Origin of the sequence: Sutterella parvirubra YIT 11816 (genome assembly GCF_000250875.1) — a bacterium.
Taxonomy (GTDB): domain Bacteria; phylum Pseudomonadota; class Gammaproteobacteria; order Burkholderiales; family Burkholderiaceae_F; genus Sutterella; species Sutterella parvirubra.
Genome location: NZ_JH604841.1, coordinates 1 through 575, shown reverse-complemented (window position 1 = coordinate 575; position 575 = coordinate 1). Strand labels below are relative to the sequence as shown.

The 575-nt window shown below is 56.0% G+C and carries 1 protein-coding gene; it reads left to right on the top strand.

Annotation, left to right across the window (positions count from 1 at the left end; translation table 11 throughout):
- Positions 1–189 precede the first annotated feature (189 nt).
- A partial coding sequence (locus HMPREF9440_RS11085) for a DUF4372 domain-containing protein (protein ID WP_008540388.1) occupies positions 190–575 on the top strand: 386 nt, incomplete at its 3' end.

Sequence of the window (575 nt, the reverse complement as noted above, 5' to 3'; positions counted from 1 at the left end):
CACTCCTGTCCAAATTGAAATGTGGTACAGGAGCTTGTTTGGAGGGGCTGAAACAGTGGTTCAGCGATGAGGCGCCGATTCGGCGCCTTTTCTGTTCATGCGGTGAGTTTTCAGCTGGGGCACCGCCTCAAATAGTGACGGGGGAATGTACGATTCGCTTACCACAGAAAATCAGCACACTTCCCCGCCATGAAGAAAGCTACGACGACCTTGTTCGCCCAGCTCGTAGGCATGATGCCCCGCTCGATTCTCGAAGGCATCGCGGCTCAGTTCTACAAACCAGGCAACGCGTCCAAGTTCACCGTATGGGATCAACTCGTCGCCCTCGTATTCTGCCATATCGGAGGGTGCGACTCGCTGCGCGAGATTGAGGACGGGCTCTACTCCGCCCTTGGGTCGCTCAATCACGCCGGAGGCGCCCAGGCCCTCAAACGAACCTCGCTAGCCTATGCGAATGCGCGCCGCGACTATCGCATCTTCGAGCAGTTCTACTTCAAGCTCCTTGAGCACTACGCAGACCTTTTCAACCTGTGCTTCTCGTCGAAGTACGACAAGCCAGTCTATGCGATTGACTC